At 71.6% G+C, this 24,128-nt stretch carries 26 protein-coding genes; 13 read left to right on the top strand and 13 right to left on the bottom strand.

The features are described 5' to 3' along the window. Positions 1 to 13: 13 nt before the first annotated feature. Genes ACSGDB_RS06470 through ACSGDB_RS06455 form a run of 4 tightly spaced genes read right to left on the bottom strand, consistent with a single transcriptional unit; the run spans position 14 to position 3,869 of the window. Positions 14 to 1,045 (bottom strand): hypothetical protein, encoded by a 1,032-nt coding sequence (locus tag ACSGDB_RS06470; RefSeq protein ID WP_434993670.1) that lies wholly within the window; start codon positions 1,043 to 1,045, stop codon positions 14 to 16. Continuing rightward, entirely contained in the window at positions 1,038 to 1,472 is a 435-nt protein-coding gene (locus ACSGDB_RS06465) for a chorismate mutase (RefSeq protein ID WP_434993669.1), read from the bottom strand. The genes ACSGDB_RS06470 and ACSGDB_RS06465 overlap by 8 nt, the downstream gene beginning before the upstream one ends. A gap of 43 nt (positions 1,473 to 1,515) precedes the next feature. After that, positions 1,516 to 2,649 carry a tRNA 2-thiouridine(34) synthase MnmA gene (gene mnmA, locus ACSGDB_RS06460; RefSeq protein ID WP_434993667.1) on the bottom strand — a complete coding sequence of 378 codons (1,134 nt, stop codon included), beginning with the start codon at positions 2,647 to 2,649 and terminating at the stop codon, positions 1,516 to 1,518. Next, the gene (locus ACSGDB_RS06455; protein ID WP_434993666.1) at positions 2,646 to 3,869 is read right to left on the bottom strand and encodes a cysteine desulfurase family protein; all 1,224 of its coding nucleotides are present in this window, start codon (positions 3,867 to 3,869) and stop codon (positions 2,646 to 2,648) included. The genes mnmA and ACSGDB_RS06455 overlap by 4 nt, the downstream gene beginning before the upstream one ends. A gap of 100 nt (positions 3,870 to 3,969) precedes the next feature. Between ACSGDB_RS06455 and folP the strand changes: the two genes are divergently transcribed. From folP to ACSGDB_RS06420, 7 genes are all read left to right on the top strand, one after another. Next, the gene (folP, locus tag ACSGDB_RS06450; RefSeq protein WP_434993665.1) at positions 3,970 to 4,914 is read left to right on the top strand and encodes a dihydropteroate synthase; all 945 of its coding nucleotides are present in this window, start codon (positions 3,970 to 3,972) and stop codon (positions 4,912 to 4,914) included. Beyond that, positions 4,911 to 5,654 (top strand): pyrimidine reductase family protein, encoded by a 744-nt coding sequence (locus ACSGDB_RS06445; protein WP_434993664.1) that lies wholly within the window; start codon positions 4,911 to 4,913, stop codon positions 5,652 to 5,654. The genes folP and ACSGDB_RS06445 overlap by 4 nt, the downstream gene beginning before the upstream one ends. Positions 5,655 to 5,887: 233 nt before the next feature. Then, positions 5,888 to 6,865, top strand: coding sequence for a J domain-containing protein (locus ACSGDB_RS06440; RefSeq protein ID WP_434993663.1), 978 nt, complete (start codon positions 5,888 to 5,890; stop codon positions 6,863 to 6,865). A 9-nt stretch (positions 6,866 to 6,874) separates the two neighbouring features. Continuing rightward, on the top strand, positions 6,875 to 7,342 hold the full coding sequence (locus ACSGDB_RS06435) for a tRNA (cytidine(34)-2'-O)-methyltransferase (RefSeq protein WP_434993661.1): 468 nt from the start codon (positions 6,875 to 6,877) through the stop codon (positions 7,340 to 7,342). Between the two features lie 20 nt (positions 7,343 to 7,362). Further along, the gene (locus ACSGDB_RS06430) at positions 7,363 to 8,166 is read left to right on the top strand and encodes a class I SAM-dependent methyltransferase (RefSeq protein WP_434993660.1); all 804 of its coding nucleotides are present in this window, start codon (positions 7,363 to 7,365) and stop codon (positions 8,164 to 8,166) included. Between the two features lie 181 nt (positions 8,167 to 8,347). Then, positions 8,348 to 8,965 carry an ECF RNA polymerase sigma factor SigK gene (gene sigK, locus ACSGDB_RS06425; RefSeq protein WP_434993659.1) on the top strand — a complete coding sequence of 206 codons (618 nt, stop codon included), beginning with the start codon at positions 8,348 to 8,350 and terminating at the stop codon, positions 8,963 to 8,965. Positions 8,966 to 8,981: 16 nt separating this feature from the next. Continuing rightward, complete coding sequence (locus tag ACSGDB_RS06420) at positions 8,982 to 9,827, top strand: anti-sigma factor (RefSeq protein WP_434993658.1); 846 nt, start codon at positions 8,982 to 8,984, stop codon at positions 9,825 to 9,827. Between the two features lie 70 nt (positions 9,828 to 9,897). Here the strand turns inward: ACSGDB_RS06420 and ACSGDB_RS06415 are convergent, their stop codons facing one another. The 4 genes from ACSGDB_RS06415 to ACSGDB_RS06400 all read right to left on the bottom strand — a co-directional run bounded on the left by ACSGDB_RS06415 (position 9,898) and on the right by ACSGDB_RS06400 (position 14,111). Further along, the gene (locus tag ACSGDB_RS06415; RefSeq protein ID WP_434993657.1) at positions 9,898 to 10,650 is read right to left on the bottom strand and encodes a PIG-L deacetylase family protein; all 753 of its coding nucleotides are present in this window, start codon (positions 10,648 to 10,650) and stop codon (positions 9,898 to 9,900) included. 3 nt (positions 10,651 to 10,653) lie between these two features. After that, a complete protein-coding gene (locus tag ACSGDB_RS06410; RefSeq protein WP_434993656.1) occupies positions 10,654 to 11,601 on the bottom strand; it encodes an electron transfer flavoprotein subunit alpha/FixB family protein in 948 nt (315 codons plus the stop codon). 44 nt (positions 11,602 to 11,645) lie between these two features. Further along, positions 11,646 to 12,473, bottom strand: coding sequence for an electron transfer flavoprotein subunit beta/FixA family protein (locus ACSGDB_RS06405; protein WP_434993655.1), 828 nt, complete (start codon positions 12,471 to 12,473; stop codon positions 11,646 to 11,648). 195 nt (positions 12,474 to 12,668) lie between these two features. After that, the gene (locus ACSGDB_RS06400; RefSeq protein WP_434993653.1) at positions 12,669 to 14,111 is read right to left on the bottom strand and encodes a S1C family serine protease; all 1,443 of its coding nucleotides are present in this window, start codon (positions 14,109 to 14,111) and stop codon (positions 12,669 to 12,671) included. A gap of 346 nt (positions 14,112 to 14,457) precedes the next feature. On the opposite strand from ACSGDB_RS06400, the gene ACSGDB_RS06395 reads away from it, so the two are divergent. The 6 genes from ACSGDB_RS06395 (at position 14,458) to ACSGDB_RS06370 (ending at position 21,576) form a co-directional block, all read left to right on the top strand. Further along, positions 14,458 to 16,560, top strand: coding sequence for a TPM domain-containing protein (locus ACSGDB_RS06395; RefSeq protein ID WP_434993652.1), 2,103 nt, complete (start codon positions 14,458 to 14,460; stop codon positions 16,558 to 16,560). 60 nt (positions 16,561 to 16,620) lie between these two features. Continuing rightward, positions 16,621 to 17,418, top strand: a complete 798-nt coding sequence (locus ACSGDB_RS06390) for a PspA/IM30 family protein (RefSeq protein WP_434993651.1) — start codon at positions 16,621 to 16,623, stop codon at positions 17,416 to 17,418. A 132-nt stretch (positions 17,419 to 17,550) separates the two neighbouring features. After that, on the top strand, positions 17,551 to 18,942 hold the full coding sequence (locus ACSGDB_RS06385) for a cryptochrome/photolyase family protein (protein WP_434993650.1): 1,392 nt from the start codon (positions 17,551 to 17,553) through the stop codon (positions 18,940 to 18,942). Between the two features lie 273 nt (positions 18,943 to 19,215). After that, complete coding sequence (locus tag ACSGDB_RS06380; protein ID WP_434993649.1) at positions 19,216 to 19,653, top strand: DUF7144 family membrane protein; 438 nt, start codon at positions 19,216 to 19,218, stop codon at positions 19,651 to 19,653. Positions 19,654 to 19,814: 161 nt separating this feature from the next. Continuing rightward, complete coding sequence (locus tag ACSGDB_RS06375; protein WP_434993648.1) at positions 19,815 to 21,206, top strand: hypothetical protein; 1,392 nt, start codon at positions 19,815 to 19,817, stop codon at positions 21,204 to 21,206. Then, positions 21,199 to 21,576, top strand: a complete 378-nt coding sequence (locus tag ACSGDB_RS06370) for a DUF1622 domain-containing protein (RefSeq protein WP_434993647.1) — start codon at positions 21,199 to 21,201, stop codon at positions 21,574 to 21,576. Before ACSGDB_RS06375 ends, ACSGDB_RS06370 begins: the two co-directional genes overlap by 8 nt. A gap of 87 nt (positions 21,577 to 21,663) precedes the next feature. On the opposite strand, the gene ACSGDB_RS06365 is transcribed toward ACSGDB_RS06370, so the two are convergent. From ACSGDB_RS06365 to ACSGDB_RS06345, 5 genes are all read right to left on the bottom strand, one after another. Then, entirely contained in the window at positions 21,664 to 22,284 is a 621-nt protein-coding gene (locus tag ACSGDB_RS06365; protein WP_434993646.1) for a hypothetical protein, read from the bottom strand. 73 nt (positions 22,285 to 22,357) lie between these two features. Next, a complete protein-coding gene (locus tag ACSGDB_RS06360; RefSeq protein WP_434993645.1) occupies positions 22,358 to 22,834 on the bottom strand; it encodes a DUF6286 domain-containing protein in 477 nt (158 codons plus the stop codon). Between the two features lie 101 nt (positions 22,835 to 22,935). Then, a complete protein-coding gene (locus ACSGDB_RS06355; RefSeq protein ID WP_434993644.1) occupies positions 22,936 to 23,337 on the bottom strand; it encodes an Asp23/Gls24 family envelope stress response protein in 402 nt (133 codons plus the stop codon). Between the two features lie 5 nt (positions 23,338 to 23,342). After that, on the bottom strand, positions 23,343 to 23,525 hold the full coding sequence (locus ACSGDB_RS06350) for a hypothetical protein (RefSeq protein ID WP_434993642.1): 183 nt from the start codon (positions 23,523 to 23,525) through the stop codon (positions 23,343 to 23,345). Between the two features lie 48 nt (positions 23,526 to 23,573). Then, complete coding sequence (locus ACSGDB_RS06345; RefSeq protein ID WP_434993640.1) at positions 23,574 to 24,095, bottom strand: Asp23/Gls24 family envelope stress response protein; 522 nt, start codon at positions 24,093 to 24,095, stop codon at positions 23,574 to 23,576. Between the last annotated feature and the right edge of the window lie 33 nt (positions 24,096 to 24,128).

Here is a 24,128-nt window from a genome sequence, read left to right as displayed (position 1 = left end):
CCCCCGGACCGGTTCACCCCTCGGCGCGGACCTGGTCCAGGGCGTCGGCGGCCTGCGCGAGCCGGGTCAGGGCCTGCGTGGCCCGGGCAGGGGTGAGCGTGTCGAGGCCCGGCAGCGCGGTGACCGTGAGCGAGGTGAGCGCCGTCACGGGGAGCCCGACCCGGCGCCAGGCGGCGAGCACCGGCTCCACGAGGGCGCTGACCTGGGGGATCCCCGACCGGGCGTCGAGGATCGCGAGCCAGAGCTGCCGCCCGGACTCGAGGTCGCCCGCGAGGTCCTCCCATCGGCGGTCGGAGATCCGGCGCAGGTCCAGGGACAGGGCGCGCGCCGCACCGGAGCGTGCGGCGTCGACCGCCACGTCGCCGTGGCCCGGCGCGAGCACGGTGCCTGCGGCGCCGGCGGCGAGGACGGACGCCGTCACGAGGTCCCATGCCTCGGTGGCCTCCCGACGGTCCAGCGCACGGAGGGTCCGGTAGCCGCTCGCGGTGGGGACCCGCCCGGCGAGGACGTCGTCGGCGTCGGGTTCGTCGAACTGCAGCAGCACCTCGGCACCCCGAGCCACCGCCGACACCCGGCGCACGAGGTCCGCGGCGCCCACGGCGAGTGACTCGTAGAGCTCCCGCCGCGCACCGTGGTCGATGAGGACTCGCTCGCCGCCGTGCAGGTGGACGCCGGCGGCCAGCGACAGCGGCCCGGACATGTGCAGCTTCACGCGCGGCGCGGGGCTCTCCTCGGCGCCGGCGATGTCACCCAGGGCGTTGATGTCGGAGGACAGGGCCGCTTCGGCGCGGCGCTGGTCCTTGCCCGGCCGCTGGACGAGGCGCCAGCCGTGCGGCTGCAGGTCGAAGGGCAGTTCGACGAGCACGCCGAGCGTCCGCCCGACGGCGTCGCTCCCGGGTCCCCGCGCGGGCAGCGACGGCAGGAAGGGGAGGTTCGCTCCCCCGAACTCGCCGCGCACGGCGCGGTTCGCCTCGTGCGGATCCGTCCCCGGCCAGGCGCCGGGCGCCGTCGCGCCGACGGCGGGCCCGCGGGTCCCGTCAGGCATGCGGCCCGTGCGACCCGGGCCCCGCGGGTGCGTCCGGCGAGCGCCCGGCCGTGGCCTCCGGCGCCTGAGCGGGGCCGGGCCTGCGGTTCTCGGAGATGGCCTGGTGGTGGCGGATGACCTCCGAGATGATGAAGTTCAGGAATTTCTCGGCGAACGCCGGATCGAGCTGCGCCTCCTCGGCGAGCATGCGCAGGCGGGCGATCTGGGCCGCCTCGCGCTGCGGGTCGCCGGCGGGGAGGTCGTGTTCGGCCTTCAGGTGCCCCACCCGCTGCGTCGCCTTGAAGCGTTCGGCCAGGAGGTAGACGAGGGTCGCGTCGATGTTGTCGATCGAGCTCCTCACCGAGAGCAGCTCCGCCATCACCTCGGGCGCCACGTCTCCTGCCAGGGAACTCGCGGCCGGGTCGAAGCCGCTGCGTGGATGCGTCATGACTCCAGTCAAGCAGACACCGGCGGGGGTCGGTGAACTGCGACTAGCCCTGTGCCGGTTCGGGACGGAGGGCCGAGCGTGCGGAGTCGATGGTCGCCTGACCGAGCACCCGCGTGCCCTGGTACAGCACCACGGTCTGCCCCGGGGCCACGCCGCGCATCGGCTCGACCAGCCGCACCAGGAGCTGCTGGACGCCGCCGTCCTCCTCGACCCGCGCGAGGGCCGCCACGGGATCGCCGTGCGCCCGGACCTGGGCCATGCAGTCGAACTCGGCACCGGTCCGCACGTCGTCGATGGGCACGCCGGCCCAGGACACCTTGATGCCCCGCATCTCGTCGATGGCCAGCAGGTGCTCGGGCCCGACGACGACCTCGTTCTGCTTGGGCCGGATCTCGAGCACGAAGCGGGGCTTGCCGTCGGCCGCCGGGGTTCCGAGCTTGAGGCCGCGCCGCTGGCCGACCGTGAACGCGTTCGCGCCGGGGTGGCTGCCGATCTTCCCGCCGTCGACGTCGAGGATGTCCCCCTCGGTCATGTCGATGCGCTCCTCGAGCCAGCCGCGGGTGTCGCCGTCGGGGATGAAGCAGATGTCGTGGCTGTCGGGCTTGTTCGCGACGGACAGCCCGCGGCGTTCGGCCTCCGCACGCACCTCGGCCTTCGACGGCGTCTCCGCCAGCGGGAACATGGAGTGCCGGAGCTGCTCGTGGGTGAGCACGCCGAGCACGTAGGACTGGTCCTTGGCCCAGTCCGCGGCCCGGTGCAGCTCGGGGTTGCCGTCGGCGTCCTCGACGACCTTCGCGTAGTGGCCGGTGCAGACGGCGTCGAACCCGAGCGCGAGCGCCTTCTCGAGCAGCGCCGCAAACTTGATGCGCTCGTTGCAGCGCATGCAGGGGTTCGGGGTGCGGCCTGCCGCGTACTCCGCGACGAAGTCGTCGACGACGTCCTCCTTGAACCGCTCGGAGAAGTCCCAGACGTAGTACGGGATGCCGAGGATGTCGCACGCACGCCAGGCGTCGCGCGAGTCCTCGATGGTGCAGCAGCCGCGGCTGCCCGTCCTGAGCGTCCCGGGCATGCGGGAGAGTGCGAGATGGACGCCGACGACGTCGTGTCCCGCCTCCACGGCCCGTGCCGCCGCCACCGCGGAGTCGACGCCGCCGCTCATCGCTGCCAGTACCCTCATGAGAACCCTGTTCCTGCCGTCCGGATGGTCGATGCGTGCCCGGCCATGCCGGCCTTGCGGGCGCGTGCGTACGCCTCCCCGATGGCGCCCACCACCGCGTCAACGTCACCGGGGGCGGATGTATGCCCCAGGCTGAAGCGCTGGGCGCCCCGCGCCTCGTCCTCCGTCAGCCCCATCGCGAGCAGCACGTGCGACGGCCTGGGGACACCCGCGGTGCAGGCGGAGCCCGTGGAGGACTCGATGCCCGCGAGGTCGAGGAGGAACAGGAGGGAGTCTCCCTCGCACCCGGGGAAGGTGAAGTGCGCGTTGCCCGGCAGCCGGGCGCCCTCGGGGGCGGGGTGCGGGACACCGCGCAGCACCGCCTCCGGGACCTCGCGGAGGACGCCCTCGATGAGGCGGTCCCGCAGCGCGGCCAGGCGCGGGGCCTCGTCGGCGAGGCGTCCGACGACGTCGTCCGCGGCCGCGGCGAAGGCGGCGATGCCCGCGACGTCGAGCGTGCCCGAGCGGATGTCCCGTTCCTGCCCGCCGCCGTGCTGCACAGGGGTGAGCGTCACCGCGCGCCCCACGAACAGCGCGCCGACCCCCACCGGGCCGCCGATCTTGTGGGCGCTCACCGCCATGGTCGCGAGGCCCGACCCGGCGAAGGACACCGGGAGGGAGCCGAAGGCCTGCACGGCGTCGCTGTGGACGGGGACCCCGTACCGGGCCGCCTCCGCGGTGATCGCCCGGACGGGCTGCACGGTCCCGACCTCGTTGTTGGCCCACATGACGGTCACCAGTGCGGTGCGCTCCGGGGCCTCGGCGAGCGCGGTCCGCAGGGCTGGGAGGGAGACGAGGCCGGTGGCGTCGACGGGGAGCCATACCACCTCGGCCCCCTCGTGCCGCTCGAGCCATTCGACGGTGTCCTGCACGGCGTGGTGTTCCACGGCGCTGCACAGGATGCGGGTGCGGGACGGGTCGCCCGCACGGCGCGCCCAGAAGAGCCCCTTGAGGGCGAGGTTGTCGGCCTCGGTCCCGCCGGAGGTGAAGACGACCTCGGACGCGTGTGCACCGGCGGCCGCGGCGATCCTCTCGCGGGCCTCCTCGACCGATCGCCGGGCACGCCGACCCGAGCCGTGGAGGGAGGACGGGTTCCCGCTCCGGCTGAGTTCACGGGTGAGGGCGGCGAGCGCGGGCGCCGAGATCGGCGTGGTCGCCGCGTGGTCGACATACACGGGCATGCTCCGATTCTACGGGCGCGACGCCGGGGTGCCGATTCCGGAGGACGTCACCCGCCGCCGCACTCACGGCGTCCCCAGCCGCCAGTGGTAGAAAGACAGGGTGGACAGTCAAGCAGCGGCTCCTTCCCCCTCCGATCCCTTCCGTCCCGGCTTCCGGCACGCGGTGCACACCTTCGGCACGCGCACCCTGGACTTCGACCGCCAGGTCGCCCTCATGGCCGTGGTCAACCGGACACCGGACTCGTTCTACGACGACGGGGCCACGTTCGCGCTCCAGGCCGCCGTGGACGCATCCCTGCAGGCGGTCGCCGACGGTGCCGACTGGGTGGACATCGGCGGCGCGCCCTTCTCGCCGGGAGACGCCGTCCCGGCGTCCGAGGAGATCGACCGGATCGTCCCGGTGATCAGCGCCGTGCGCGCGGCGTCGGACGTCATCATCTCCGCGGACACGTTCCTGCCGGAGGTCGCCCACGCGGCGCTCGCCGCCGGGGCCACCGTGGTCAACGACACCACGGGGCTGCGCGACCCGGACATGGCCGCCGTGGTCGCCGACGCCGGCGCACACCTGGTCATCACCCACAGCCTCGCCGCGCCGCGCACCGTGTACCCGCGGCCCACCTACGGCGACGTCGTCGGCGAGGTCGCTGACTTCCTCCTCCGGAAGGTCGACGACGCCGTGCGGCTGGGCATCCCGGAGGACCGCATCCTCCTCGATCCCGGGCACGACCTCAACAAGAACACGCTGCACTCGCTCGAGATCACGCGCCGGTTCCCCGAGATCGCCGGCCTCGGCTTCCCCACCCTCGCCGCGGTGTCCAACAAGGACTTCATCGGCGAGACGCTGGACCGCCCGAAGGGCGAACGCGTGGAGGGATCGCTCGCCGCCGCCGTCATCTGCGTCCTCGGCGGGGCCCGCGTGCTCCGCATGCACAACGTGGCCGCGTCCCGGGCCGCCATCGACCTCACCGAGGCCGTCCTCGGCTGGCGGCGACCCGCCTACCTCAGGCACAACATGGGCGAGTCCAACGCGCCGGTGATCCGGTGATCACCTCCCTCGTCCCGGCCACGGGAGCGGCGGTCGACGACGACGCCCTGCACCGCATCTACGCCTACCCCGCCACGGACCGGCCCTACGTCCGGTTCAACTTCGTGGCGGCCGCGGACGGCGCCGCCACGAGCGGCGGATTCTCCGCGGGCCTGGGGAACGACGGCGACCAGCGGATCTTCGCGGTCCTGCGACGCCTCGCCGACGTGGTGCTCGTGGGAGCAGGCACCATCCGCGCCGAAGGCTACGGCGGAGACCTGGTGGACGGCGACGCCCGCTCGTGGCGCCGCGCCCACGGCCTCGCCGCGCACCCCGCCGTCGCGGTGATCTCCGGCAGTCTCGGCCTCGACCCGGAGAGCGACTTCTTCCGGAAGGCGCCCGTCCGCCCACTCGTCCTCACGAGCGCCGCCGCACCGGCGGACCGGCGGGCAGGCCTCGAGCGCGTCGCGGACGTCGTCGACTGCGGCGCGGACACCGTCGATACGCGAGCCCTGCTCGCCGAGCTCGGTCGGCGCGGACTGCTGCGGGTCCTCTGCGAGGGGGGCCCGGCGGTGCTGGGCGGTTTCACCCGGTTCGGCGCCGTGGACGAGCTGTGCCTGTCGATCAGCCCGCTGCTGGTGGGCGGCGACGGACCGCGCATCGCGGTGGGGACCGGCCCGGAACACCCCGTGGGCCTGGCACTGAGCTCCCTGCTGACGGAGGACTCCGCGCTCTACACGCTGTACCGGCGCGCCGGCTGAGCCGGGACCGCGGGAGCGGCTCGGCGAACTTCTCCGGCCGCCGCGGCGTTGTACCAGGGCATGCACGCGCAGGCGGTCCGGCGTGCCCGCCCGCCGCCCGGACGGGCGACCACCGGGACGACCGCTTTGTCCGGGCCCGTCCGTGCCCCTAGTGTCGGGTGGAAGCGCAGGACGACCGCCCGGGTCGCGGCTCCTGATCCGCCGGGACGCCGGACACCAGAAAGGGCCCATCGATGGCAGAGGCAGCACGGCAGTCGTACTACGACATCCTCGGGGTGTCCCCCGACGCCGACGCCAAGGACATCAAGGACGCCTACCGCCGCGCCGCCCGCAGGGCGCACCCGGACCTCGGCGGCAGCGCGGAGCGGTTCCACGACATCGCCGTCGCCTACGAGACGCTGAGCGACCCCCGGCGCCGCGAGCGCTACGACGCCGGCCGCACCCCGACCCCGGGGGCCACCGGCGGCACCGGCCCCGGCCGCACCCCCGGCGCCGCGACGGCCGCACGGGGTGGGACACCGGCGTCCCGCAGCGCGACGCGCACCAGCGCCGAGGACGAGGAGGCCGCGAGGTCCGCGCCGGACTACCTGCCGCCGTTCTCGCCCTCGTCCCCGCCCGCCGTCCCCCTGATCCTCGCCGGCCGGCAGCTTCACGGGTCCCCGCGGCAGCCGGGCATGTTCGGGCGGCTGTCGCACGGTGTCCGCGCGAGGATCGACGGCGAGCTCCGGACCGCCGCGCTGCTCGAGCGGTCGCTCCTGGCGACCTACCCGGCGGCGCGCCTGGTCAACGGCGTCCGCTTCGACGATCCGGGCAGGACGACGGCGGGCTCCGTGCTGTTGGCCGGCTACCGGATCGCGGTGATCGACTCCTTCACCGCCTCCCCCGGCAACTTCTCCTGGGACGGGCGGTCCCTCCTCCACCAGGGGCGGCCGGTGGAGTTCCAGGTGCCGCGGGCCGTGCGCGCGGTGCAGGACCTCTTCCCGGAGTGCAACGTGGCCGGCTGGGTGGTGATCCACGGGGCGCCGGACAACCCCTTCTCCCCGGTGATCGATGTCCCGCCGGGCTTCGACCGCGCGTCGACCACCCGCGTCCAGGTGGTGAACGCCGGCACGGCCGTCCGCACCCTCCGTTCCTTCCTGTCCTCGGGGCCCACCCCGAACGTCGTGCAGCTGCCCGTGCTCGCGCGCCTGCTGGCCGCGGCCGGAAGCTAGGATGAAGGCGTGTTCCGCATCCTCTTCCACACGCCCGAGATCCCCGGCAACACCGGGGCCGCCATCCGACTCGCGGCCGTCGCCGGCGCGGAACTGCACCTCGTCGAACCGCTGGGCTTCAGCCTGGAGGACTCGAAACTGAGGCGGGCGGGACTGGACTACCACGACCTCACGGTGCTGCACGTGCACGGGAGCCTCGAGGACGCGTGGACCGCCCTGCAGCCGGACCGGGTGTTCGCCTTCACCTCCGAGGGCGACGTCCCCTACACGGACATCGCCTACCGGCCCGGCGACGTGCTGCTGTTCGGACGCGAGTCGGACGGGCTGCCGCCGGCCGTGAAGCAGGACCCCCGCGTCACCTCCCGGGTGCGCGTGCCCATGCTGCCCGCACGCCGATCGCTCAACCTCGCCAACACCGCATCCATCGTCCTCTACGAAGCCTGGCGTCAACAGGGTTTCGCCGGAGCCCAGCGATGACCCACGCCCAGGAGCCCCCCATGTCCGCTCGGCCTGTCTCTCCACTGCCGGACGGCGGGGCCGAGGACTACGACCGCCTCGCTCCTGCCCTCTGGAACCCGGTGGGCAATGCGGTGGTCGCTGCCGCCGACGTCCTCGTCGGTGAGCGGGTGCTCGACGTGTTCGCCGCAACCGGCACGGCGACCGTCCCGGCGGCGCAGCTCACCGGCCCGGACGGCCGCGTCGACGCCGTCGACCGTTCCCCTGCCATGCTGGACCTCGCCGAGGCGAAGGCGGAGGCCCTGGGCCTGGACGGCGTCTCCTTCCAGCGGGTGTACCCCGCCCGGTGGGCGCCCGAGGCCCCCTACGACGCCGTCGTGAGCTGCTACGGCATCCTCCTCCTCGACGACCTCGACGCCGACATGGACCGCATCGTCCGCATGCTGCGGCGCGGAGGCAGGGTGGCCCTGAGCACCTGGGACGACGGCGCGCTGGAACCCATCGGGGACCTGCTCCTCGAGGTCCTGGGCCCGGACGGCGCCGGCCGCTCCGGGACGGCCTTCCTGGAGAACTGCCGGAAACTCGCCTCCGCCGATTGCCTGAGGAACTGGCTGCACGCACGAGGGCTGACGAACGTGCGGGTCGAGCAGTTCGGCCTGGCCGTCCCGCTCGACCCGGACAGCGCCTGGTCACTGGTGCTCGGCACCGGCTACCGGGGGCTTCTGCCGGAGGACCCCGCGGCCCTGGAGAAGGTGCGGGCGGCCTTCCTGGACAGGCTCGGCGACGACGTCGTCCTCACGGCCGACACCCTGATCGCGGTCGGCGACTACCTGCCCGCGCAGTAGGCGCCGCGGCAGGGCCATCCGCCGGTGGACCGGCCCCGAATAGACCCATGACAGCGGAAACAACGATATCGGCGGGGGGCGCGGCATGGTGCTTGGTCTGCAGGGGCGTCCACGGGCCCCGCGCCGCGCCGGGACCGGCAGCGTTCGGCACGGCGTCGGCATCGCTTTATGCTGGAGCCCTATGGAAACGCCACGAGTGAGCCGGGTCAGCCCTGTCCCCGCCGCATCCGACGAATTCGCCGCTGATCCTGGCGCCGGTCCCACCCTGACCGATCTGCTCCTGGGGATCGCCCGGCAGGATCGCACCGCCTTCGCGCTGTTCTACGAACAGACCTCGAAGCGCGTCTACGGGCTGGCCCGGCGCGTGCTCATCGACCCGGATCTCAGCGAGGACGCCACACAGGAGGTCTACCTCCAGGTGTGGAACACCGCGGACCGGTTCGACCCGGCCCTCGGCAGTCCGATGGCCTGGCTCATGACCCTGGCGCACCGGCGCGCCGTGGACAAGGTGCGCTCGGAACAGAGCGCCACCGACCGCGAGGCGCGGTACGGAGCCGCCACCCAGACGGTGGACCACGACGACGTCGTGGACACCGTGACCCAGCGCCTCGAAGCGGAGAGCGTGGTGCGGTGCCTGGACACCCTGACGGCGACGCAGCAGGAATCCGTGAGGCTCGCCTACTACGGCGGACTCACCTACCGCGAGGTGGCCGAGAAACTCGGCGTCGCGGTGCCGACCATCAAATCGAGGATCCGCGACGGATTACTCCGACTGAAGACATGCTTGGGGGTGACCTGAGATGCAGGACAAGGATATGAACCGACAATTCGCCGACGACCTCGGCACGGACCTCGCCCGGGGCCACGTCCTCGAGTGGGCCGAACTCTACGCGCTCGACGCCATCAGCGCGGACGAACGCCGCATCATCGATGCGTTCCTCGCGGACGTAGACCCGGCCGTCCACGCGACGTTCCGAGAGCGCGTCCGGACGTGCCGGGAGACGGTGACGACCACCTATGCCAGCACGCCGATGGATCCCCCGGCCGATCTCTTCGAACGCATCGTCGCCAGGCTCCCCGGGGCCTCCGACGCCGCTGACCCGACGACGGCCGGACCCGGTCCGGCTGCCCCGGCCGGCCGTTCGGTCGCCGGCGGCACCGGGCCGGACGCCGCGGACGAGCTGGCGAGGCGCCGAACGGCCAGGGCCTCGATGTCCTCCCGCGCCGCGCGCTGGGTGGCTGCGGCCGCTGCCGCCGTCGTCCTGGCCGCCGGCGGGGTGACCATCGCCCAGACCCTCCAGCAGACCACCCTGCAGGAGCAGGTCCTCCAGGCCTCGGACGTCCGGACGGCCCGGCTCGCCCTCGCGCCCGGCGGGACGGCGGCACTCGCGGTCTCCGGCGAGGAGAACGCGGCCGTGGTCACGCTCAGCGGGGTCCCGGCGCCGGATCCCGGGTACGTCTACCAGATGTGGCGGATCCCCGAGGACGGGACCGATCCGGTGTCCGTCGGCACGATGACCGGGGAGGACGTCGCCGGGACGAAGGTCACGGAACTCGAGGACATCGGCGGCTTCAGCGCGATCGCGATCACCGTCGAGCCCGACGGCGGGTCCGCGACGCCCACCCTGCCGATCGTCGCCCAGATCCCGCTCGGGGCCTGACCGGCGGGAGCAGGAACGCAGGAGGACCCCGGCGATCGGTTCGCCGGGGTCCTCCTGCGTCCGGGGGCGGCTAGAAGCCCGCGATCGTCTCGTCGGTGTTGATGCCCACCACGTGGAAGGACTCGGCGCTGCTGCCCTCGGGCAGGCCGCCGCGACGCGCGTTGTCCCGGAGGATGTCCCGGACCCTGGACCGCATCCGCTCGACGTCGGGATGCTGGCTCCGATGGGCACCGATCGCGGCGAGCTTGAGGTCCTCGGCCCCCGTGACGTCGACGAACCGGTTCTCGAGATGCGCGGGCCCGCCGTAGAACCACAGCCAGGGGACGCGGAAGCTCCGGAGTCCCGCCGCCTCGAGTTCCGGATAGGCGAAGGGGTTCTCGACGGCCGGATAGACGGCGCGCGTGACGGCCTCCCCGCAGGCGAGGTGGTCCGGATGACTCTTCTGGATCCGGTCCCAGCTGCGCTCGGGGTGCATGGAGAGGACGATGTCCGGGCGGACCTGACGCATGCGCCGCACGATCTCCCGGAGGACGCCGTCGGTCGGCTGGAGATAGCCGTCGGGCTCGCCCAGGAAGGTCACGTCCGTGACGCCCACCAGCGCTGCCGCTGCGACCTGCTCCTCGCGGCGGAGGGCGGCGAGTCCGGGACGGTCCTCGTCCGAGAACCCCCCGGCGTCGCCGTCCGTGAGGATGCAGTAGCTGACCTCCACCCCCGCGACGGTCCACCGCGCGATCGTGGCGGACGCCCCGAAGTCGATGTCGTCCGGGTGGGCGGCGAAGACGAGGACGCGTCCGGGCTGCCCGGACGGGGCTGTGATCGGCACCCGCTACAGCCCGCGCTTCCGGATCTCCTCGGTGGCCTGCGGCAGCACCGTGGTCAGGTCGCCGACGATCCCGAAATCGGCGATCTCGAAGATGGGGGAATCGGCGTCCTTGTTGACGGCGACGATCACCTTCGAGGTCTGCATCCCGGCCTTCTGCTGGATGGCCCCCGAGATGCCCGCGGAGATGTAGAGCTGGGGGGAGACGGTCTTGCCGGTCTGGCCGATCTGCGCGGAATGCTCGATCCACCCGGCGTCGGTGGCGGCACGCGACGCGCCGACCGCCCCGCCGAGCGCGTCCGCGAGGTCCTCCAGCGGGCCGAAGTCGCCGTCCACGCCGCGACCGCCGGCGACGATCACCCGGGCCTCCGTCAGCTCGGGCCGGCCGCTGGCCGGCTTCTCCACCCGACCCGTGATGCGCGCAGCGGCCCGGGGGGGCTCGACGGCCAGGCGGACCTCCTCCGGGGACGACGGGGCGCCGGCCTCCACCGCCTCGAAGCTGTTCGGCTTCACGGTGAGGATGGTGATGCCGGTGGTCACCCGGCAGTGCACGGTGTAGGAGCCGGCGAAATCCGACTTCGTCGCGGTCAGATCCGCGTCCAGCGACACGACGTCCGTGATGACCCCCGAATCGAGCTTGATGCCCAGCCGGGCGGCGATCTCCTTGGACTCGTAGGAGTTGCCGAGCAGCACGATCCCGGCGTCGGAGGCCCGCACGGCCTCGGCGAGGAACGCGGCCTTCCCTGCCACGAGCACCTCCGACACGGCGGTGTCCTCCGGGCGGTAGTACCGCTGCACGCCGTAGGACCCGACGCCGTCGAGGTAGGCCTGGCCCGTCTCGTCCGCGAGGGCGACGGCGACGTCGCCGAGGGAGGCGGCGAGGGAGAGGAGTTCGCGCTCGCTCTTGGCGAGACTCGCTGCGGGGTGGTCGAGGAACACGAGGACCGAGGTCATGAGGGAACCCTCCTGGAAGGAACGGACGAGTGGGCGGGCACCGGTCAGAGGAGCTTCTGGCCGGCGAGGAAGTCGACGAGCCGGATGCCGGCGTCGCCTTCGTCGGTGATCACGACGCCCTGGCTGCGGGGCGGCCTCGGAGCGGCCGCCTCGACCGTCGTCCAGGATCCGGCGAACCCGACCTCGTCCGGTCCCAGGCCGATGTCCGTCAGGGACAGGACCTGGATCTGCTTCTTCTTCGCCGCCATGATGCCCTTGAAGTTCGGGTAGCGGGGATCATTGATCTGGTCGGTCACCGACACCAGGGCCGGCAGCGGGGCCTCGATGGTCTCCGCATAGGTGTCGCTGTCCCGCCGCGCGGCGATCGTCCAGCCGCCGTCGCCGGGCGTCAGGTCGAGCGACGCCGCGAAGGTCACCTGGGGCAGTCCCAGCCGTTCGGCCAGCTGCGCCGGGACGAGGGAGGTCTCGCCGTCCGTGGAGGCCATCCCGGTGAGGACGAGGTCGAAGGGGCCGACGTGCTGCACGAGGGCCGCGAGCGCCCGGGAGGTGGCAGAGGCGTCGGAGCCGGTGAGGGCGTCGTCGGTCAGGTGGACGCCGTCGTCCGCGCCGATCTGGAGGGACTTCTTGACGGCGTTCACCGCGGCCGCGGGGCCCATCGTGACCGCTGTGACGCGGTGCCCGGCCGCCGCGCCCCCGTGGGCCTCGACGAGCTGGAGGGCCGCTTCGAGCGCGTACTCGTCGAGCTCCGAGAGGATGCTCTCCGCACGGACCGTCGTCAGGTCGTCGCCGCTGATGTGGCGATCGAACTGGGCGTCCGGAACATGCTTCACCAGGACCGCGATGCGCAGTCCGCTTGCTGTGGCCTCGTCCATGAATGACCTTCCTCGTCCGGGAATCTTCCCATCGACTAGCTAACCACAGGGGGGCGCCGGTCGCGGGGCGGCGCCGACGGCGATCGCGGACGCTCCCGCTCCTCCAACGAACGGGAGGCGGCCCCTGCTCCGGGACCGCCTCCTGCTGCCGTCGATCTCCTCTTCCGTCGACCCGCTCCGGCGGCGTCAGGGGCGCTACGGCGTCGGGGCCTGGGCCAGCGTCACGTCCACCGTCCGCGACGCGCCGTCGCGCACCACCTCGAGCGGCACCTGCTGCCCGACCGGCTGGATGCGGACGGCCGCGGTGAGGGACTGCGGATCGCTGATGGTGTAGGTGTCCACCTTGGTGATCACGTCGCCGGCCTGCAGTCCGGCGTCCTCCGCCGGCGATCCCGGCTCGACCCGTTCGACGAGCGCTCCGGACGAGAAGGTGGACGCGCTCTGGGACCCGTCGCTCCCCGCCGGGGTGACGCTGACTCCGAGGAAGCCGTGCGTCGCCTCCCCCTCGGCAATGATCTCGCGTGCGATGCGGTCGGCGTAGTTGATCGGGATGGAGAAACCCACGCCGATGTTGCCCGTGGACTCCCCGGAGCCCCCGGACCCACCCGAGGCGATGGCGACGTTCACGCCGATGATCCGGCCGTCCGCGTCCACCAGCGCACCGCCCGAATTGCCCTGGTTGATGGCGGCGTCGGTCTGGATCACGTTGAGGTAGATGGACCCCTGCGACTGCGGCTGCTGCCCGCCGGAGCCGCCCGGGGGAAGGAAGTCGAAGCTCTCACCGTCGTCGGACTGTGCGCTGTCCGGCTGTTCCTCCGGCACGGCGGAGGACGCGACGCTGATGGTCCGGTTCAGGGTCGAGACGATGCCGTCCGTCACCGTGCCGCTGAGGCCGAGCGGCGCACCGATGGCGATCGCCGTGTCTCCGACGTTGAGTTCGTCCGAGTCGCCGAGGGTCGCGGCGGTGAGGTCCGGCGCGTCGATCTTGACGACGGCGAGGTCGCTCAGCGGGTCCGTCCCGACGACGGTCGCGGGGAAGACCCGCCCGTCGTTCAGCTTGACCTCCACGGTGGGGTCCGAGACCTGGCCGCCGAGGGTCACCACGTGCGTGTTCGTGAGGATGTGCCCGTCGGTGTCCAGGATGATGCCGGAGCCGGAGCCGCCGGAACTGCCGCCGCTGACAGCGAGCGTGACCACGCTCGGCGACGCCTTGACGGCCGCCCCGGTGATGGTGTTGACGTCGTCGGTGTTGTTCACCACGATCGACTCGGGCGCCGCCTGGGAGATCCCGGCGGCCGGTCCGTCGTCGAGGGCGTTGAGGCCCGCTGCCGCCACGCCGCCGCCCACCAGTCCTGCAGCGAGCACACCGGCGGCGAAGGTCGCCAGGCCCACCCGCGTACGCGCCCCGGCGCCCCGGCGACCCGCGGGACCCGGCCCAGCGTTCCCGTAGCCCGGGTTCTGCTCGCCGTAGAACGGCTGGTGTCCCGCGTAGGCGGGGTGGGGAGCCTGCTGCGCGGTGGGCGGTCCCGCGATCGGCTGGGTCTCCGTCACGGGGCGGGACACGCCCGGCCCCGAGGACGGCGGGCTCTGCGGCGCGGGCGGCAGGGGACGATCCGGGGTGACCGGCTGCTCGTTCATGGGGGTCCTTTCGTTGCTGTTGACCACATCATGTCGGCTCACGCTGAGCTTTCCGCCTACGTTCGCTGTACGGCGTCTGGGAAGCCGCTGGAGATGTGCGGCCGCGCTGCTCCGCCCGACGGGGCCTACCCCAGTATCCACCGATCCCCCGGCCGGGGCGCGCGCTGTGCCCCGCGGTCGGCCGTTCACGGGCGCACGCCTTTCGCTAGGGGCATAGGTGGCGGTGGTGGACGCTCCCCCACCCCAACCCTAGAATCGGGAAGACAGGGAGCCTCCGGCATCCACCGGCCTCAGTCCTGGGACCGGCAGGTCCGGAGGACGTGCTGAAGGGTCGAAGATGCGAAGAATGAGCAGGCGCAGCCGCGCCTCTGCTGTCCTGGGCGCCGTCGTGGCGATCCCGCTGGTCTCGGGGACGGCGGCCTTCGCCGACGAGCCGGTCACGTTCCCGTCCGGGGACTACGTGATCGACAACGCCGGGGTCCTCAGCGCCGAGGAAGAGGCCGAGCTCGAAGCCGCCATCGCCGACCTGCAGTCCTCGCAGGGCTTCACCTTGCGCGTGGCCTACGTCGACACGTTCGAGAACCCGAGCAACGATGTGCAGTGGGCGGAGGAGGTGGCGGTCGCGAACGCCTCGTCGGCCGACGAGGCCGTCCTCGCCGTCGCGGTGGAGCAGCGCGACGTGGGCCTCGTGGCGGGAGAGCAGTCCGGGGTCTTCTCCTCGGTGCAGGAGATCCGCAACGACTACGTCATCCCGGAACTGGCCGTCGACGACTGGCTGGGCGGCGGCCTCGCGGCGGTGGAGGGGATCGACCAGGCGCTCGCCGGCGGGACCTCGAACGGCGGGACCGCACCGGACGGCGGCGCGTCCGACGGCGGCAGCGGCCTCGGCGGCCTCGTCCTCGTCGGCGGGCTCGTCGCCGTCGCGGGGGCCGGCGGGTACCTGCTGCTCAAGAACCGCGGCGCCGGCAGTGCCCAGCGCAAGCGCGAGGAATACGGCTACGGGCCGGTGCCGTCCGCGGAGGGCGAGATCGTGGACCCGCTCGCGGCATTGAGCGTGGAGGAGCTGCGCAAGCGGGCGGGCTCCCTCCTCATCGCCGCCGACGACGCCATCAAGTCCAGCGAGCAGGAGCTCGGTTTCGCCGAGGCGCAGTACGGGGCCGAGGCCATCGCCACGTTCGCGCAGGACATCGCGGCGGCGAAGCAGCACATGGGTGAGTCCTTCAAGCTCCAGCAGCAGCTCGACGACCACATCCCCGACACGGAGCAGCAGCAGCGCCAGTGGCTCGGGGAGATCATCCGGCGCTGCGAGGACGTGAACGCCTCGCTGCAGGAACACAAGGAGGACTTCGACGCGCTGCGCGAACTCGAGCGGAACGCGCCCGACGCCCTGCTCCGCGCGCAGGCCGCCGCCGACGCCGCCCGAACGCGGTTCTCCGCGGCCGAACAGACCCTGACGACCCTCCAGGGCCGGTACCTCGAGACGGCCACCACCCAGGTCTCCGACAACATCGAGCAGGCCCGTGAACGCCTCGCCTTCGTCGGCAGCGCGGCAACGGAGGCGCAGTCGCGGATGGCCGAGGGAGACACCGGGCGTGCCGTCGTCGCCGTCCGCGCCGCCGAGGAATCCGTCCACCAGAGCACGGTCCTGCTGGACGCCATCGACAAGCGGGCCGAGGAACTCGCCGCGGCCGAGCGCGAGCTCGAGCGCGCGCTCCCCGACAGCGAGCAGGACCTGGCGCAGGCCCAGGCCATGGACCGCACCGGTCAGTACCGGGACCTCGCCGGGCCGATCGCGGCACTGCAGTCTGCTGTGTCGACGGTGCGGCAGGAGCGTCAGAACGGACGCAGCAATCCGCTGGCGCTGCTGCAGCGCCTCGAGGCGGCGCACGCACAGCTCGACGCCGCGCTCGGCGGCGTGCGCGACCAGGCGGAGAACACCCGGCGCGCCCAGGACGCCCTCCAGCACGCGCTGATCACGGCGCAGTCGAGCATCTCGGGGACCGCCGATTACATCCGCGCACGTCGCGGCGGCGTCGGCAGCGAGGCCCGGACGCGCCTGGCCGAGGCCGAGCGCAATCTCGACTATGCCGTCGACCTCCAACGCTCCGACCCGGTGACCGCGCTGTCCCACGCCCAGCAGGCGACGATGCTCGCCGAGCAGGCGGCGCAGCTCGCGGAGCAGGACGTGGACGGTTTCGGCGGCGGGATGGGAATGGGTGGCCGGTACGGAGGCCGCGGCGGCGACGGGATGGGCGGCGCCCTGCTCGGCGGCATCCTGCTCGGCGGCCTGCTCAACGGCGGCGGATTCGGCGGCGGGCACCACGACGGCGGCGGCTTCGGTGGCGGTTTCGGGGGCGACGGCGGTAGCTTCGGCGGGGGCGGCTTCGGCGGCTTCGGCGGAGGTGGCGGTGGCTTCGGCGACTTCGGAGGCGGCGGCGGCGACTTCTAGCCGCTGCGCCCCTGCCCGAGCAGGACACAAGGACCATTCGCAGAATCGAAAGGGAAATCAATGGTAAAGCAGTCGATATTCGGCAGGATCGCCCAGCTCACGCGGGCGAACATCAATGCGTTGCTGGACCAGGCGGAGGATCCGCAGAAGATGCTCGACCAGATGGTCCGCGACTTCACCAACAGCATCGCCGAGGCGGAGAGCGCCATCGCCCAGACGATCGGCAACCTGCGGATGATGCAGGACGACTACAACGAGGACATCGAGAACGCCCGCAGCTGGGGCAACAAGGCGCTCGCGGCGTCGCGCAAGGCCGATGAGTACCGCGCTTCGGGCGACACCGTCGACGCCCAGAAGTTCGACAACCTCGCCAAGGTCGCCATCCAGCGCCAGATGTCCTCGGAGAACGAGGCCAAGGGCGCCGAACCGACGATCGCCTCCCAGACGGAGATCGTCGAGAAGCTCAAGGACGGCCTCAACCAGATGAGGGTCAAGCTCAACGAGCTGACGGTCAAGCGCGACCAGCTGATCGCACGGTCGCGCACCGCGCAGGCCCAGCAGCAGGTGCACGACGCCGTCAAGAGCATCGACTTCATGGACCCGACCAGCGAGGTGGGTCGCTTTGAGGAGAAGATCCGCCGGGAGGAGGCCCGGGTCCGCGGTCAGCAGGAACTCGCGTCGTCGAGCCTGGACGCCCAGTTCGAGAGCCTCGAGGACCTCGGCGAGCAGACCGAGATCGAGGCGCGCCTTGCCGCGCTGAAGTCCGGGTCCGGCACGCGGTCCGCGATCGGCCAGGGCGCGGAGGACGGCACGGACGCCACCGGCACGCCGGCGTCGAGGAGCGAGACCACCTACTGACCGGTGCCCGACCGGTTACCGGTCGTCCGGCCACTGTCCGGCTGGAGCACGAGGGGACCGCAGCCCAGGGGCTGCGGTCCCCTCGTGCGTCCGCAGCCCGGACTGTCGGACCCCGCCGGTAGATTGGGGCGCATGGCTGTGACTCTGGTGTGGTTCCGCGACGACCTCCGGGTCTCCGACAATCCGGCCCTCGCCCGGGCGGCGGAGCAGGGGGACGACGTCGTCGCCTGCTATGTGCTGGACGAGCGCACCGATGGCATCCGCCCACTGGGCGGTGCGTCCCGCTGGTGGCTCCACCACTCGCTCACGGCCCTCGCCGCGTCCCTCGGCGAGCTCGGGATCCCCCTCGTGCTCCGACGGGGTGCGGCGGCGGAGGTCCTCCCGCGACTCGTCGAGGAGTCCTCGGCGGAGACGGTCCTCTGGAACCGGCGCTACGGCCTGGCCGAACGGACCGTCGACGCGGCGCTGAAGGAATCGCTCACGGAACAGGGCGTCGATGCCGCCAGCTTCCAGGCCAACCTCATGTACGAACCGTGGGAGGTGAGGTCCGGCGCCGGCGAGGCCTACAAGGTGTTCACCCCCTTCTGGAGGGCCTGCCTCGCCTTCCGCACCCCCCGTACGCCCCTGCCGGCGCCGGCGTCCCTCCGGGGCCCGCAGCTGGCGTCGGAGGACCTCGACGACTGGGGGCTGCTCCCGACGGCGCCCGACTGGGCCCAGGGCCTGCGGGAGACCTGGACCCCGGGTGAGGCCGGAGCCCACGCCCGCCTCGACGACTTCCTCGACGGGGCCGCCCACGGCTACAAGGACAAGCGCGACTTCCCCGCGGTCCAGGGCACCAGCATGCTCTCCCCCCACCTGCGGTTCGGCGAGATCAGCCCGTTCGAGGTCTGGCACGCCGCACAGGACTCCAGGGACGGTTCGACGGCGGAGGACATCCGCGTCTTCGGGTCCGAACTCGGCTGGCGGGAGTTCAGCTGGCAGCTCCTGTACTTCAACCCCGAACTCGCCACCGTGAACTACCGGCCCGAGTTCAACGCCTTCGCCTGGGAGACGTCCACGCAGGCGGAGCTCGAGGCGTGGCAGCGCGGACGCACGGGCTACCCCCTGATCGACGCCGGTATGCGGCAGATGTGGGAGATCGGATGGATGCACAACCGCGTGCGCATGGCGACGGCCTCCTTCCTGATCAAGAACCTCCTGATCGACTGGCGGGTAGGCGAACAGTGGTTCTGGGACTGCCTCGTCGATGCCGACGCCGCGAGCAACGCGGCGAGCTGGCAGTGGGTGGCCGGGTCGGGGGCGGACGCCAGCCCCTACTTCCGGATCTTCAACCCCGTGCTGCAGGGCAGGAAGTTCGACCGGGAGGGCCGGTACCTCCTGCGCTTCGTCCCCGAACTGGCCGACGCCGAGAACCTGCACGAGCCGTGGAAGGGCGCGGCGCCGGGCTACCCCGGGCCGATCGTCGACCTCAAGGAGAGCCGGGAGCGTGCCCTGAGCGCGTTCAAGGCCCTCTCGCAGGCCTGAACCCTCTCCGCTGCTAGTACGTCCTGTCGGGCGCCGCATCATCAGGAAAGGATGATTGCGACGAAGTGGGCTGTCGTGTATCGGGCATCGTTCCGCCGACAACCGGCACGGTGCTCACCATCCTGGGGTGATGTGGCTGCTCCTGCCATGCGGGACTCTCGATATGTCATACGGTTCGCGCGACCCGGCTCCAGTCAGGTCACGGTGGGTGCCCGCAAGGGCTGGACCGGCAGCCAAGCGTCCGCATGGACGCACGACCAAGGAGTAGTCACCATGGTGCACGACAGCAGGACTTCGACCGCCGACTCCGACCGACCGGTACAGCAGCCCAGCGCGGGGGCTGTCGGCGTGACGGTCGTCGCCGGCATGCTGATGATCATGACCGGCGCCTTCCATGCCTTCCAGGGCATCGTCGCGCTCCTCAACGACACGTTCTACATCGTGTTGCCCGAGTACGTCCTCCAGCTCGACATCACCACGTGGGGCTGGGTCCACCTGATCCTCGGTGTCCTGGTGGTGCTCGCCGGGGCCGCGCTGTTCCAGGGTGCCGTCTGGGCCAGGACAGTCGCCGTCATCATGGCCTGCGTCAGCGTGATCCTGAGCTTCGTGTGGATGCCCTTCTACCCGCTGTGGAGCCTCACCATCATTGCCCTCGACATCTTCATCATCTGGGCCGTCACCCTGCACGGACGCGACATCGTCGCCGACTGACCGACGGGTCTGCTGCGGCCAGGATCGTCGCGGAGCGGTGACGGGACCGTCTCCGCCCCCCGACGATCCTGAGTCGGCGGACTCCTCGCCGCCCCGGTGCCACCGGCGCGCGTCCCCGGCGTGCCTCCACGCCACCGTCCGATCCGAGAGGGTAAGTGCCCATGGATGTCACCGAGACCCGAGACCAGGAAATCGCCCGGCTGACGGCGGAGGTCGACCGCCTGCAGTCGCAGCTGCACGCCGAGCAGGTCGACACGCCGCCGCCTGTGCGTGCGCGTCGGACCGGGCGGGGGCGCGGGTTCCTCGCCGTCCTGCTGATCCTCCTCGGGGCGATCCTCGCGCCGATCGCCGTCGTCGCGGCGTGGACGAAGGCCGAAGTCACCAACACCGACCAGTTCGTGGCGACCGTGTCGCCGCTCATCGACGACCCGGCCTTCCAGGCATACCTGGTGGACGAGATCACCGCGGCGGTGAACGAGAGCGTGGACCTCGAGACGATCACGTCCGACCTGTTCGACGGGATCGCCACCCTCGACCTCCCGCCCCGGGCGGCCGAGGCGCTCCAGCTGCTCGAACAACCCGCGGTGGAGGGCGCCCAATCGCTGATCACGTCCACGACGGAACAGCTCATCGCCTCCGACGGTTTCGAACAGGTCTGGGACCAGGCGCTCCGACGCAGCCACACCGGGCTGAACTCCGCCCTCAGCGGCGACACCTCCGGCGCCGTCGTGATCAGCGACACGGGCGAAGTGGGCATCCAGCTCGGACCCATCATCGCCGCCGTGAAGGACCAGCTCACGGCCCAGGGCTTCGCTTTCGCCGACCGCATCCCGGAGGTCGACCGCACGATCGCCGTCGCCCAGTCCGACGAGCTCGGCCAGGCCCGCACCGCCTACCAGGCGATCGACGTGCTCGGCTTCGTACTCCCGTGGGTGAGTATCGCCCTCCTGGCCGTCGGTGTCCTCGTCGCGAGGAGGAAGGCCCGGGCACTCATCTGGGCCGGTCTCGCCCTGGCGATCGGGATGGTGTTCCTCGCCCTCGGGGTGGCCATCGGACGCATCGCCGTGGTCGACGCCATCTCCCCGCAGTACATGCCGTCGAGCGCGGCCGAGGCGATCTACGACACCCTGGTGCCCCTCCTCTACTCGACGGCCCTCGCGGTCGGGGTGGCCGGCGTGACGGCCGCCGTCGTCGCCTACCTCGCCGGGCCGTTCGAGGGCGCCCGGGCGATCCGCCGCCTCACGGTCGCCACGTCCGGACGCGCACGGGCCGCTGCGGAGAGCAACGGCGTGACCACCGGCCGGTTCGGTGTCTTCCTCTACCGGGCCCGCCGGTACATCCGGATCGGGATCGCCGTGATCGGCGCCGCGATCGTCCTGTTGGTGAGGCCGCTGACACCGGGGGTGACCCTCTGGACCGCGTTCGGCGCGCTGGTCGCCGTCCTCCTGCTCGAGCTGCTGCAACGCCCCCCGGCCGTGGAGGTCGACGTGCGCGTCGACGGTGAGCCCGTTGCCGGAACGGCCACGCCGGCGAGGAACACCGAGCGTGTTTGAGGAGATCGTCTCCGGCTGGGTGATCGTCATCGAGATCGTGGGCGCGCTGATCATGATCGTCGGCGCCGGCTTCGCCCTCGTGGCCACCGTGCCGGCGATGCGCCGACCGGAAGCCCGGGGGAAGGCGTACGAGCGGTTGCGCCGCAATGTGGGCCGCGCGATCCTCCTCGGGTTGGAGGTGCTGATCGTCGCCGACATCATCCGCACCATCCTGGTCGACCAGACCCCGCAGAGCGTCGCGGTGCTCGCCGGGATCGTCGCGATCCGGATAGCCCTCAGCTTCTCGCTGGAGGTGGAGATCGACGGCATGTGGCCCTGGGCGAAGTGGCGCGCCGCGGCCGCACAGTCACCGGATGGGCGCGGAGAATAAGCGGAGAAGAACCGGACTGTCCGGCCTTGGCCTGCTACCCATCACCACCGTCGACGTGGACGGCCCCGATACGTCATCAGGCCGTGCTCAGAGGACGGCCGTTCTCTCGTCGCGCCGCTGGTTCCCGACGGTGACCAAGACGGCGAGGTTAGCCAGAGACGTCTCGAGGGCCGTTTCGAGGTCTCCTGCCACGTCGGTGTGGATGAGGCGCAGCACGTCCTGCACGTCCGCACGGTCCTCGACGCGGACAGTGAGGCTGAGCTCCGGTTCGGTGGCGCTTCCTCTGAGCAGCACATCTGCTCCGGTGACTCCCGGAAGTCGCAGCACGTGGTTCTCGACGGCTTCGGAGAGGACCTTGGGCTCGCACCGGGTGTACCCGGCGGCTCCGTCACCGTCGTGCAGCCGAAAAGTCCGCACGGAGCGGCGGCGGGGGACCTGGGCGAAGAGCCACAGCAGCGCCAGGAATCCGACGAGCACGGCGAGGGCGGTCAGGACAAGGGGCGTCGCTGCGGCAGCGACGACCTCGTCGAGTCCTGCCGGGACGATCGTGTCCGTGGGTCGCGCGGGGGTGAACCCGGCGTTCAGGACCTCGGTGACGGCGGCCGCGGCCCCACTGGCCAACAGGAGCCCGGCCGCGCCGAGGAGCAGGACCAGAAATCCGATGATGGCCAACCACGTTCGATTGAGCCGTCCGGCGGTCTGCCTCATGAGTTCCTTCTTCCCTCGAAGACTCCTGGTGAGCGGTGGGTGGGCCGTCGGTCGGGCAGCGGCCTCAGATGCATCAGTCGTTGGTGGTGCCGACTCGCACCCTGACGACGGGTTTCGGCGTGATCCCCAGGTCATCCAGCTTGGTGGTGAGGGACGCTTCGAGGCGGTTGCCGAGATCGCCTGCGTCATGCAGTGGTGTGCGGACGCTGACCTCCATCCGCCGGGCGGTCGTCGTCACCGAGCTCCTGTCGACTCCGTCGGTGCGATCGATGTGCGCTGCGGCGATCCTGCTGAGCCCGCGGCGCGTAAGGACCGCTTCGGAGTTGCCGGCCCTGCGACCATCGGGCCCGTTCAGCCTGACGGTGCTGTGCGGGCCCGGCAGCAGGGCCGCCAGCAGCAGGATCAGTCCGAGGAGGGTCGCCATGATCGCAGCCGTGACGACGGCCGGGCTGTTCCAGGTCAGGGCAGCAGAGGCTTCGCGCCCCGAATTCAGGACCTCCGGCCAGGTGCCGGTCACGATCCGGGTGATGCCGGCCCATGTCCCGGCCACCGCTGCCGAGAGGAGGACCAGTGCTGTCAGCGTTGCGGGAACTGATCGGCTGGACCGACGGTGCAACGACCGCACTGTGCGGGGTGGGGTGGCGGGGCGGCTCATGCCAACTCCCTTCGGCCCTGGCTCCTCGTGAGGTCGGCGAGGGTGTCGATGTCGATGTCGACCTGCCGGACGTCGAGTCCGCAGATCCGTGCGACCTCCTCGCGGACCCGCTGCCGCAGCAATTCGCTGGTCTGCCTCAGTGGCGCCGGGTAGGTGATGCCGACCTCGAGTCGAAGGGACGCGATGAGCCCGTTGAGCCGCACATCGGCCTTCGGCCGTGCCGTATCGCTGTGGCGGGCGCCGAGGCCGAGGAACCCGCCGGAGGGTCCGGTGACACCCGGAACCTTCGAGGCCGCGTTGCTCGCCACTTTCTCGATCGCCCGCTCCGCGATGACCAGGGTCCCCCGCGTCGACGGATCGGAACGGGCCGGCGTTCCCGCTCCGGAGATGCCGTCCATGTCGCTCACCTGCGCGTGGTGGAGCGTCCGGTCAGTGCTCCGAGGTCGAGCTTGCCGTCGATGACGCGGGCGACGATCAGTCCGACGGCACCGAAGAACGCAACGACGACGAATTCGTAGAAGCCACCGAAGGCAGCAGCCCATCCCAGGACGAGGCCGGCCAGCAGACCCACAGCTGTTGTGCTCATAGCGGATGCCTTTCCATAGTGCACCCTCTGCGGGTGCATTCACGAGTGCTACTGCAGGGCGGTGTGGGCGGGCTCTTCCGTGTCGTGGCGCTCATCGTCGGGGAGGTGCACATCGGTGACGTTGATGTTGACCTCGAGGACCTCCAGTCCGGTCGCTTCCTCGACGGTGGAGATGACGTTGCGGCGGATCATCTGGCTGACTTCGACGATGGACGCGCCGTATTCGACGATGATGCTGAGATCGATCGCTGCCTGCCGCTCACCCTTCTCCACGGTGACCCCGCCACTGACGTTCGTCCGTGACCCGGGGATACGCTCGGAGATGCTACTGAACGCGCGTTGGCTCGCGCTGCCCATGGCGTATACACCTGGGACTTCGCGGGTAGCGATGCCGGCGATCTTCTGCACGACGGTCTCGTTGATGGTGGTGTTGCCCTGACGGGTCTGCAACGGACCCACCGGCTGCGCCAGCTCGGTCTCACGGGACTGCTCTGCCTGACGCTTCTGCTCCTCGCCGGTGTTGGGGACTACTGCTGCCCGTCGTGCCGCGGTGCTCTGATCCTCTGTCATGTGAATCGATCCTCCTGTGAGGTGTTGATGTCC

The organism is Arthrobacter sp. Ld5, assembly GCF_051172775.1.
Taxonomy (GTDB): Bacteria; Actinomycetota; Actinomycetes; order Actinomycetales; family Micrococcaceae; genus Arthrobacter_D.
The sequence above is the reverse complement of the archived record's forward strand: the minus strand, read 5'-3'. Positions and strand labels throughout refer to the sequence as shown.

Bases quoted from the DNA above. Each gene is read 5' to 3' on its own strand.
- ACSGDB_RS06470 (WP_434993670.1), bottom strand. From the start codon at position 1,045: ATGCCTGACGGGACCCGCGGGCCCGCCGTCGGCGCGACGGCGCCCGGC.
- ACSGDB_RS06465 (WP_434993669.1), bottom strand. From the start codon at position 1,472: ATGACGCATCCACGCAGCGGCTTCGACCCGGCCGCGAGTTCCCTGGCA.
- mnmA (WP_434993667.1), bottom strand. From the start codon at position 2,649: ATGAGGGTACTGGCAGCGATGAGCGGCGGCGTCGACTCCGCGGTGGCG.
- ACSGDB_RS06455 (WP_434993666.1), bottom strand. From the start codon at position 3,869: ATGCCCGTGTATGTCGACCACGCGGCGACCACGCCGATCTCGGCGCCC.
- ACSGDB_RS06440 (WP_434993663.1), top strand. From the start codon at position 5,888: ATGGCAGAGGCAGCACGGCAGTCGTACTACGACATCCTCGGGGTGTCC.
- ACSGDB_RS06430 (WP_434993660.1), top strand. From the start codon at position 7,363: ATGTCCGCTCGGCCTGTCTCTCCACTGCCGGACGGCGGGGCCGAGGAC.
- sigK (WP_434993659.1), top strand. From the start codon at position 8,348: ATGGAAACGCCACGAGTGAGCCGGGTCAGCCCTGTCCCCGCCGCATCC.
- ACSGDB_RS06420 (WP_434993658.1), top strand. From the start codon at position 8,982: ATGAACCGACAATTCGCCGACGACCTCGGCACGGACCTCGCCCGGGGC.
- ACSGDB_RS06410 (WP_434993656.1), bottom strand. From the start codon at position 11,601: ATGACCTCGGTCCTCGTGTTCCTCGACCACCCCGCAGCGAGTCTCGCC.
- ACSGDB_RS06405 (WP_434993655.1), bottom strand. From the start codon at position 12,473: ATGGACGAGGCCACAGCAAGCGGACTGCGCATCGCGGTCCTGGTGAAG.
- ACSGDB_RS06400 (WP_434993653.1), bottom strand. From the start codon at position 14,111: ATGAACGAGCAGCCGGTCACCCCGGATCGTCCCCTGCCGCCCGCGCCG.
- ACSGDB_RS06395 (WP_434993652.1), top strand. From the start codon at position 14,458: ATGAGCAGGCGCAGCCGCGCCTCTGCTGTCCTGGGCGCCGTCGTGGCG.
- ACSGDB_RS06390 (WP_434993651.1), top strand. From the start codon at position 16,621: ATGGTAAAGCAGTCGATATTCGGCAGGATCGCCCAGCTCACGCGGGCG.
- ACSGDB_RS06385 (WP_434993650.1), top strand. From the start codon at position 17,551: ATGGCTGTGACTCTGGTGTGGTTCCGCGACGACCTCCGGGTCTCCGAC.
- ACSGDB_RS06380 (WP_434993649.1), top strand. From the start codon at position 19,216: ATGGTGCACGACAGCAGGACTTCGACCGCCGACTCCGACCGACCGGTA.
- ACSGDB_RS06375 (WP_434993648.1), top strand. From the start codon at position 19,815: ATGGATGTCACCGAGACCCGAGACCAGGAAATCGCCCGGCTGACGGCG.
- ACSGDB_RS06365 (WP_434993646.1), bottom strand. From the start codon at position 22,284: ATGAGGCAGACCGCCGGACGGCTCAATCGAACGTGGTTGGCCATCATC.
- ACSGDB_RS06355 (WP_434993644.1), bottom strand. From the start codon at position 23,337: ATGGACGGCATCTCCGGAGCGGGAACGCCGGCCCGTTCCGATCCGTCG.
- ACSGDB_RS06350 (WP_434993642.1), bottom strand. From the start codon at position 23,525: ATGAGCACAACAGCTGTGGGTCTGCTGGCCGGCCTCGTCCTGGGATGG.
- ACSGDB_RS06345 (WP_434993640.1), bottom strand. From the start codon at position 24,095: ATGACAGAGGATCAGAGCACCGCGGCACGACGGGCAGCAGTAGTCCCC.